Source organism: Bacillus timonensis (assembly GCF_004799755.1).
Classification (GTDB): Bacteria; Bacillota; Bacilli; order Bacillales; family Bacillaceae_L; genus Ferdinandcohnia; species Ferdinandcohnia timonensis_A.
In genome coordinates, this window is record NZ_SLUB01000096.1 from 1 (window position 1) to 8,419 (window position 8,419).

Annotated in this window: 9 protein-coding genes; 8 read left to right on the plus strand and 1 reads right to left on the minus strand. The window is 36.5% G+C overall.

From position 1 onward, the window contains the following. Window positions 1-143: 143 nt before the first annotated feature. From speD to E1I69_RS23375, 7 genes are all read left to right on the plus strand, one after another. The gene (gene speD / locus E1I69_RS23345) at window positions 144-953 is read left to right on the plus strand and encodes an adenosylmethionine decarboxylase (RefSeq protein WP_136381908.1); all 810 of its coding nucleotides are present in this window, start codon (window positions 144-146) and stop codon (window positions 951-953) included. A gap of 256 nt (window positions 954-1,209) precedes the next feature. Beyond that, on the plus strand, window positions 1,210-1,347 hold the full coding sequence (locus tag E1I69_RS23350; RefSeq protein ID WP_136381901.1) for an FbpB family small basic protein: 138 nt from the start codon (window positions 1,210-1,212) through the stop codon (window positions 1,345-1,347). 71 nt (window positions 1,348-1,418) lie between these two features. After that, entirely contained in the window at window positions 1,419-2,126 is a 708-nt protein-coding gene (locus tag E1I69_RS23355; RefSeq protein ID WP_136381902.1) for a TerC family protein, read from the plus strand. Between the two features lie 151 nt (window positions 2,127-2,277). Further along, on the plus strand, window positions 2,278-2,859 hold the full coding sequence (locus E1I69_RS23360) for a TetR/AcrR family transcriptional regulator (RefSeq protein ID WP_136381903.1): 582 nt from the start codon (window positions 2,278-2,280) through the stop codon (window positions 2,857-2,859). A gap of 79 nt (window positions 2,860-2,938) precedes the next feature. Further along, on the plus strand, window positions 2,939-3,874 hold the full coding sequence (locus E1I69_RS23365) for an SDR family NAD(P)-dependent oxidoreductase (protein ID WP_136381904.1): 936 nt from the start codon (window positions 2,939-2,941) through the stop codon (window positions 3,872-3,874). A 177-nt stretch (window positions 3,875-4,051) separates the two neighbouring features. Then, complete coding sequence (gene helD / locus E1I69_RS23370) at window positions 4,052-6,376, plus strand: RNA polymerase recycling motor HelD (RefSeq protein ID WP_136381905.1); 2,325 nt, start codon at window positions 4,052-4,054, stop codon at window positions 6,374-6,376. Window positions 6,377-6,427: 51 nt separating this feature from the next. After that, window positions 6,428-6,985, plus strand: coding sequence for a DNA-3-methyladenine glycosylase I (locus E1I69_RS23375; RefSeq protein WP_136381906.1), 558 nt, complete (start codon window positions 6,428-6,430; stop codon window positions 6,983-6,985). 35 nt (window positions 6,986-7,020) lie between these two features. Here the strand turns inward: E1I69_RS23375 and E1I69_RS24560 are convergent, their stop codons facing one another. Then, window positions 7,021-7,158, minus strand: coding sequence for a hypothetical protein (locus tag E1I69_RS24560; RefSeq protein WP_154670438.1), 138 nt, complete (start codon window positions 7,156-7,158; stop codon window positions 7,021-7,023). Window positions 7,159-7,275: 117 nt separating this feature from the next. On the opposite strand from E1I69_RS24560, the gene proC reads away from it, so the two are divergent. After that, window positions 7,276-8,100 carry a pyrroline-5-carboxylate reductase gene (proC, locus tag E1I69_RS23380; RefSeq protein ID WP_136381907.1) on the plus strand — a complete coding sequence of 275 codons (825 nt, stop codon included), beginning with the start codon at window positions 7,276-7,278 and terminating at the stop codon, window positions 8,098-8,100. Window positions 8,101-8,419: the final 319 nt, after the last annotated feature.

Genomic DNA, 8,419 nt, shown 5'->3' on the forward strand with positions numbered 1-8,419 from the left:
GATCTATATATAATATCCGGCCAATTGGGTCGGATATTTTTTTTGGTCATTATTAAAAATAAATAAAATGAATAGAATCTGGTGATTCAACCAACATAAAAATATGGAATAAATATAAAAAAGGGGACAATTACATGAAACATATGGAGCTGAGTCCAAACCAGATAACAGAACTACATGGTTTCAATAATTTAACGAAATCCTTAAGCTTTAACATGTACGATATCTGTTATACAAGATCACAAGAAGAACGTGATGCGTATTTGGAATATATAGATGATGTGTATAATGCAGATCGTTTAACTGAAATCTTAACCAATGTGGCGGATATTATCGGGGCAAATATTTTAAATGTCGCCAAGCAAGACTACGTTCCTCAAGGTGCAAGTGTTACGATTTTAGTTTCTGAGGGACCTGTGGATGAATCCCCTGATGAAGCATTTGAAGAGTCCCCAGGACCCATTCCAGGATCTGTTGTTGCCCAAATGGATAAAAGTCATATTACCGTTCATACCTATCCGGAATCACATCCAGACGATGGGATTAGCACGTTTCGAGCAGACATAGATGTATCAACTTGTGGGGAAATATCACCTTTAAAGGCATTAAATTATATGATCCAATCATTTGAGACAGATGTGATGACGATTGATTATCGCGTACGTGGATTCACAAGAGACGTAACAGGACATAAACTGTTTATTGATCATGAAATAAATTCAATACAAAACTACATACCTGAAGAAATTCAGGAAATGTATCACATGATTGATGTGAATGTGTATCAGGAAAATATTTTTCATACAAAATGTAAGCTAAAAGAATTTGACCTTGAACATTATTTGTTTTTTAGCAATACAAAAGAGAAACTTACACCCGATGAGGAACTAATGATTGCTGAAAAGTTAATAACAGAAATGGATGAAATTTTTTACGGAAAAAATATTATTTAAAAAAGGTTGACATTCGCACAAACTCTATGTAAAATTGTTTATATAATAAATATTACGAATATTGTTCTCCTAAAGGGGAGTAGCTTTTACAGCAAAGTCGTCATTTCAGAGTGAGACCCACTCTCGGCTTTGTTGGCAACTTACACGTTGTTAGCAAGACCTTTACCAGTTTTCGGTAGAGGTCTTTATTTATGACCTTTACCACTTGAGGTAAAGGTCATTTTTGTTTTATGTAAAGAAAGAGGTGAGAAGAGGTATGCTAAAACGAAAGATAGAAACATCATCATTTGATGAATTAATTAAAAAGAATAAAGAAGAGATTTTAAAGAACAAAGAAGAGCTTGAAAAGATTGAAAAACGTTTAGATGAAAAATACTTGGCATCATTGAAATAATTTATTCTAGTGAAAGGCATTCATGTTTTTCCTAATTTTATAGAATGAAAGAAATTGAAGGGAGATCTTTGATGGAATTTTTAAGCGTAGAGTTTTTAACAGCACTATTAGTTATTATTGGGATTGATTTGGTGTTAGCCGGAGATAATGCCATTGTTATCGGATTGGCAGCAAGAAAGTTGCCTAAGGAACAACAAAAGAAGGCAATTATCTGGGGAACTGTAGGGGCAATTTTAATAAGGATTGCAGCAACCCTAGCAGTTGTATGGCTTCTTGAAATCACAGGACTACGACTTATTGGTGGTATCCTTCTAATATGGATTGCCTATAATTTATTAGCAGATGACAAAGGTCATGAAATAAAAGCAGTCGGAAGCTTCTGGGCAGCGATTCGAACCATTATTATTGCAGATGCATTGATGGGCCTAGATAATGTTCTAGCGGTTGCTGGAGCCGCACAAGGTAATTTCTTACTCGTTGTATTAGGACTTATTATTTCCGTTCCAATTATGATTTGGGGAAGTACATTGTTCATTAAGTTGGTCGAGCGTTTCCCGATCATCATTACAATTGGTGCAGCAATTTTAGCTTGGACTGCATCAAAGATGATTGTTGCAGAACCATTCCTAAGCTCTGTATTTAGTAATGGATTTGTGAAATATGGCTTTGAGATCCTTGTCGTTGCTGCCATTATAGGAATTGGTTACATCAAGCAAAAGAAAGCAGCGAGTGAAGCTGAAGAGCAACAAGAACAGCAAGTATTAAGCAAGGCTGAATAATAAAGAAATCAAGGCGGACTCGTGTAGGGGTCCGCTTTTACTTATATATTGTATTGTTTAGATTAAAAAATGTGCATGAAGCAGTTGACTTTTGGTTTAATTTGGAATACATTATTATTGAACAGTGGTTAATAAAAGGAGATTTAGATGAATGTCACCAAGAAAGCAGGTTCAAGAGGAATTATCACGTGAAAAAATAATGGATGTGGCCCATGAACTCTTTGTACAGAAAGGCTATCAGCATGTTTCGATGCGTCAGATTGCAAAGGAATTAAACTATAGCCATGGCGCCATCTATTATCATTTTAACAATAAAGCTGATTTGTTTTATGCAATGGTTGTTCAAGACTTTGGCCTGCTGAACCAGGTTTTACATCAAATCATTAATCAAGACAAACCGCCAGCTGAAAAATTGAAAAAGATTTTGTTAGGGTATATTGAATTCGGGCTTACACACAAAAGCCAATATGAATTAATGTTTTTAATCAATGATGAGGAGGTAAAAAACTATATTCAACAGGAGCCAAATGAAAGCTACGAAATGTTTGCAAATGTAATATCGAATTTAAGCAACCGAAGAGCCAGCATTCAGGATATTTGGTCAATCTTCTTATCGATTCATGGTTTTGTCACACATTATTGCAGAAGCAATCAAACCTATGATGATGTAAAAAACTTGGCTAAGTCTCATGTTGAATATATTTTAAAGCCAATCTTAGACGGGAAAGTGTAATTGACTTTCCCGAACTGAAATTATTTTTTTGTATTATATTGACCACCGGTTAATAAAATTGAAAAAGGGAGCTGGTTTTATGAAAAAGGCTTTAGTATTAGGTGCTTCAGGGGGAATGGGTTATGCAATTGTTGAAGAATTAGTGAAAAGAGGGATTGACGTAACCGCTTTTGCAAGAACGAAAGAAAAATTAGAATATCTCTTTAGAAACAGAGAAAAAGTCCAAATTGTCACTGGAGATGTATTTAATCAGCTAGATTTACTAAATGCTGCCAAAGAAGTGGATGTTATTTTTCATGCGATCAATATTCCGTATAGTGAATGGTATGAAAAACAGCCAACTTTAATGAAAAATGTAGTGCAAGCAGCTGAAGCAGCAAACTGCAAGCTTGCTATTGTTGATAATATTTATTCTTACGGTCGTGGAAACGGAAGCAAAGTAAATGAAAAGTATCCAAAAAATCCACATACGAAGAAGGGGCAAATTCGGGTAGAGCTAGGAAATATCGCGTTCCAAGCAAGTATCCCAGTACTTTTTGCGCATTTTCCTGACTTTTATGGACCCAATGCAGCTAATGCGATGCTAACGTACACATTTGATAAGGTTATTCAAAATAAAAAGGCGATGTTCGTAGGAAATCAACAAAATGAAAGGGAATATATTTATACACCTGATGGGGCGAAAGCAATTGTCGAGCTTGCCTTACATGAAAAGGCATATGGACAAAGTTGGAATATTCCAGCAGCTGGAGTGATTTCGGGTGAAAAGATTATAAATATAGTACGAAGTCATATACAATATCAAAAGTCCGTTTTGACAGTAACGAAGGGTATGATTCGATTTTTAGGCATTTTTGATAAACAAATGAGAGAGGTTGTAGAAATGCTGTACTTAACGGAAGATCCGGTTGTTTTAGATGGATCTAAATACGAGCAGGAAATCGGTCCTTTACCTGCAACACCTTATGAGGAAGGTATTAAAAGAACTTTGGACTATATGATGAAAAATGGCTAAAAAACATTGAAAAAGACAGAACGGCATGGTAAGATGTCATTGTTCTGTCTTTTTTTGAATGTATTCATAAATGCGTTCAAAATTCCCTATTATAATTATATAACTTAATTTTGTGGTTGTCAACTATTCAATTCAAGGGAAGAGACGAAAAGTTCACGTATACGAGGAGTGGTGTTCATGGAGAAGCAAAATGCAGACTGGATTCAGGAACAAGACAGACTTGAAGATGTGTTGAAGGTCATTGAAAGTAAGAAAGCTGCCATCGAAGCGAAGGTAGGAAACGTAAAAAGTGAAATCATCGATCTTCGAAATGCGTTTTGGGAAGATGTAACTGTCAATCTTGATGAACCTGATGACGTCATTGAAACATTTCAAAGTATTAAACAACAATCCGAACTATTAGGTGAACGCGAAAGAAATCATCGGCAGATATATAAGCAGATTAAAATTCTTGAAAGATTGAAGGATTCGCCCTACTTTGGCCGATTTGATTTTGCAGAAAATGGAGAGACAAGCGAACAAACGATTTACATTGGAATTGCCTCATTATTGGATGAGGCCGAAGATGATTTTTTAATTTTTGACTGGAGAGCACCGATTTCCAGTATGTATTATGATTATTATCCAGGTCAGGCACAGTATGAAACCCAGTTTGAAACAATCGAAGGAGAAATGACATTAAAACGTCAATTTATCATAAAAAATGGTAAGTTGAAAACTATGTTTGATACAGGAGTTACAATCGGGGACGAAATGCTACAGGAGGTACTTGGCAATAAGGCCAATACGCAAATGAAGAGCATTGTTGCGACGATTCAATTAGAGCAGAATAAAATTATTCGAAATGAAAAAAGTCGTTATTTAATTGTTCAAGGTGTAGCTGGTTCGGGGAAAACGTCAGCTGCCTTACAGCGTGTTGCCTATTTGCTATATCGTTATCGTGAACAGCTTAGCTCAAATAATATGATGCTATTTTCACCGAATCCCTTGTTTAATAGCTACGTCGCTACCGTTCTACCTGAGCTTGGAGAAGAAAATATGCAACAATCCACTTTTCAGGAATACGCTCAATATCGATTAGGCAGTCTTTTTGATGTAGAAGACCCATTCTCACAAATGGAGTATTTGCTTACAGAAATGGAAAACCCTGATTATGATGTAAGACTCCAGGCGATTCACTATAAAGCGAACCTTGAATTTAAGGCACTTATTGATTCATATGCAAAAGAACTTGAAAAACAAGGTCTTCCTTTTAAAGACATAAAGTTTAAAAAGAAAATAATCGTTTCTAAGGAATCAATTGCGGAGTATTTCTACTCACTCGATCCGTCCATATCGATTCCAAATCGACTTATAATCGTCACAGAGTGGCTGATGAAAGAAGTGATTAAGTTCGAGCGAAAAGAACGTAAAAAAGATTGGGTCCTACAGGAAGCTGAACTGATGGATAAGGAGGACCATCTTGAAATCTTTAAACAATTACAGAAAAAACAGGAGTTCTCTGAGGAGACCTTTGATGATTATGAACGTGAGGAAAAACTAATTGCGAAGGAAATTGTCAGGAAGTATTTCAAACCAATAAAAGCAGCGATTAAAAAGCTTGCATATCTTGACCGAAAAGCAATCTATAAGCAATTATTTACACATACGAAAGAGCAAAAGGTAACGCAACATTGGAGTGAAATCTGTTCATATACCATTGAAAAACTAGAACAAAATCACTTGAATTATGAGGATACTACTCCATTTATATATTTACAGGATTTAATTGAGGGGAAAAAGTCAAATACAAGTATCCGTCACTTGTTCATCGATGAAGCTCAGGATTATTCACCATTTCAATTTGAATATTTGAAGCAGTTGTTTCCGAATTGTCGCATGACCATACTTGGGGACTATAATCAAGCAATCTATGCACACTCCATGAATGCACCAACATTATTATCTCCTGAGCTTTATGAGGACGAAAATTATGAAGTCATCGAACTGAAGAAAAGCTACCGTTCTACAAAAGAAATTGTTGAATTTTCAAAAGGAATTGTCGTAGGTGGTAATGAAATTCAAGCCTTTACCCGCTCTGGGTCTCTTCCACACTTCAAAGAAGTGGAGACAAGAGAAGAACTTCACAAAGAAGTCCTGTCGAAAATAAAGGAACTTCAAGATAAGGGACATGAAACGATTGCAGTGATTTGTAAAACAGAAGCAGAAAGCAAGGAAGCCTTTGAAATGTTGAAAAATGAAGTGCCTGTTCGTCTAATGAATCAGGAGACTTATCATTTTGATAAGGGGATTCTTGTATTGCCATCCTATTTAGCAAAAGGAATTGAGTTTGACGCGGTTATTATTTATAATGCATCCAATCAAGTGTATGGAAGAGAATATGAACGTAAGCTTTTTTATACGGCTTGTACACGCGCGATGCATGAACTTCATCTTTTCTCAATAGGCCAACGAAGCTTTTTCTTTGATGAAATTGAACAGGATAAATATTTGGAAGTTTAAAAAAAGAGTCAGCTCTGCTGGCTCCATTTTCTTGAAAAAGGTGGGAGAGTTTTGAAACGATGTGGTTGGGTGAATGAGGACCCTCTTTATTTGAACTATCATGATCATGAATGGGGCGTCCCTGTATACGATGACCGTTTGCTCTTTGAATATTTGAATTTAGAGGGGGCACAGGCTGGTCTTAGCTGGTACACGATTTTAAAAAAACGAGAAAATTATCGCAAGGCCTTTGATCATTTTGAACCATCAAAAATTGTGACATATGATGAGAAGAAAATCGAAGAACTTTTATCAAATGAAGGGATCGTTCGAAATCGGCTAAAAGTCAACGCAGTGGTCACGAATGCAAAAGCATACTTTCGTGTCGTAGAGGAATTTGGAGGCTTTCATACATATATTTGGTCATTTGTAGATGGAAAACCGATTAAAAATCATTTTACCACATTAGAAGAAGTACCCGCGACAACGGAAATTAGTGATCGGTTAAGTAGAGATCTAAAAAAGCGTGGTTTTAAATTTGTGGGATCGACGATTTGCTACGCATTTATGCAGGCAACCGGAATGGTGAATGACCATATTGTTAGTTGTGATTGTTATAACCGAACATAAAAGGAGGGCTTCCATATTGGAAAGCCCTTTACTTCTTAGAGGATTGGTTCGTCATCATTTTCCTCTTCATACAAATACCCCAGTTCTTGTTCTCTAGATGGCAGCGTGTTTGTGAGGTCATGCCAGCCTGTATATCCAAACACAGTATCAAGGAGTCTTTCAAATCGTTGCATTGTTTTTCACCTCTTTTTTGGATTAGTTTGTCCGTTAAATGAAATAGTATGTATCGTATATGGGAGTTTCGCATTATCACGTCAACTTCTTTATAATAGACGTGGAGGAGGTTTTACATGAATAAATCAATAGGCTTTATTGGCTGTGGAAAAATGGCTCAAGCAATGATTCAGGGAATGATATCTTCCGAAGTCACAACTCCACAGCAATTAATCGTGAGTGCCAAAACAGAAGAAACCCTACAATTAGTAGAGAAAACATATGGAATTAGAACGACACGTGACAACATAGAAGTAGCGGGAAATGCGGATTATTTATTTTTAGCGGTTCAACCGGATTTGTATGGTGATGTAATCAATGAGGTTAAAGCAGTTGTGAAAGATGAAACCATCATTATTACAATCGCCGCTGGAATAACCCTTGATTTTATCGAAAAGCAATTTGAACGGCCTATGAAGGTTGTTCGTTCAATGCCAAATACGCCTTCATTAGTCGGAGAAGGGATGAGTGCCCTTTGTGTGAACTCTTATATGACGAATGAAGATTTGACTGAAGTTGTCCGTCTGTTTGAAGGGTTTGGAAAGGCTGAGGTGATCGAAGAACAACATATGGATGCCATCCCTGCAGTGAGTGGTTCGTCACCTGCTTATGCATATATGTTTATCGAAGCATTAGCTGATGGAGCAGTTATGCAAGGGATACCAAGGAAACAAGCGTACAAGCTTGCTTCACAAGCTCTACTAGGTGCAGCCAAAATGGTCCTAGAAACAGAAAGACATCCCGGCGAACTAAAAGACGATGTCTGCACCCCAGGAGGCTCTACCATCCAAGCCGTCGCAACCCTCGAAAAACACGGCTTCCGCTCCGCTATAATCGCAGCCATGGAAAGCTGCACACAAAAGTCAAGGGACCATAGGGACGGTTCTTGTGGCTCCAATTAACATGTAAATCTGCAATCAAATCTCTTGGTTGCAGATTTTTTAGTTGATTTGTTCTTTATAAAGAATGTATAATAAAAATATGACAAATATGACAAATTTTTGTAACAAATTCAAGTGATCCAACGTCTAATAAGGTGAAAAAGATTACCTTCTACTTTCGTAAAACTTCTACTTTCACTACAGTTTCACTTCTTATTCTCCAATCATCCTAGTCTATTTCCCATACATGAGAAGGCAATGAAGAACTTGCAGCAAATAGGAATATATTCTTTTTTCATTAATAAAATTCCTATGTAAGTCCTGTCTCTTATACACATCT

Coding starts and splice junctions, on each gene's coding strand:
- speD (WP_136381908.1), top strand. CDS start 144: ATGGAGCTGAGTCCAAACCAGATAACAGAACTACATGGTTTCAATAAT.
- E1I69_RS23350 (WP_136381901.1), top strand. CDS start 1,210: ATGCTAAAACGAAAGATAGAAACATCATCATTTGATGAATTAATTAAA.
- E1I69_RS23355 (WP_136381902.1), top strand. CDS start 1,419: ATGGAATTTTTAAGCGTAGAGTTTTTAACAGCACTATTAGTTATTATT.
- E1I69_RS23360 (WP_136381903.1), top strand. CDS start 2,278: ATGTCACCAAGAAAGCAGGTTCAAGAGGAATTATCACGTGAAAAAATA.
- E1I69_RS23365 (WP_136381904.1), top strand. CDS start 2,939: ATGAAAAAGGCTTTAGTATTAGGTGCTTCAGGGGGAATGGGTTATGCA.
- helD (WP_136381905.1), top strand. CDS start 4,052: ATGGAGAAGCAAAATGCAGACTGGATTCAGGAACAAGACAGACTTGAA.
- E1I69_RS24560 (WP_154670438.1), bottom strand. CDS start 7,158: ATGCAACGATTTGAAAGACTCCTTGATACTGTGTTTGGATATACAGGC.
- proC (WP_136381907.1), top strand. CDS start 7,276: ATGAATAAATCAATAGGCTTTATTGGCTGTGGAAAAATGGCTCAAGCA.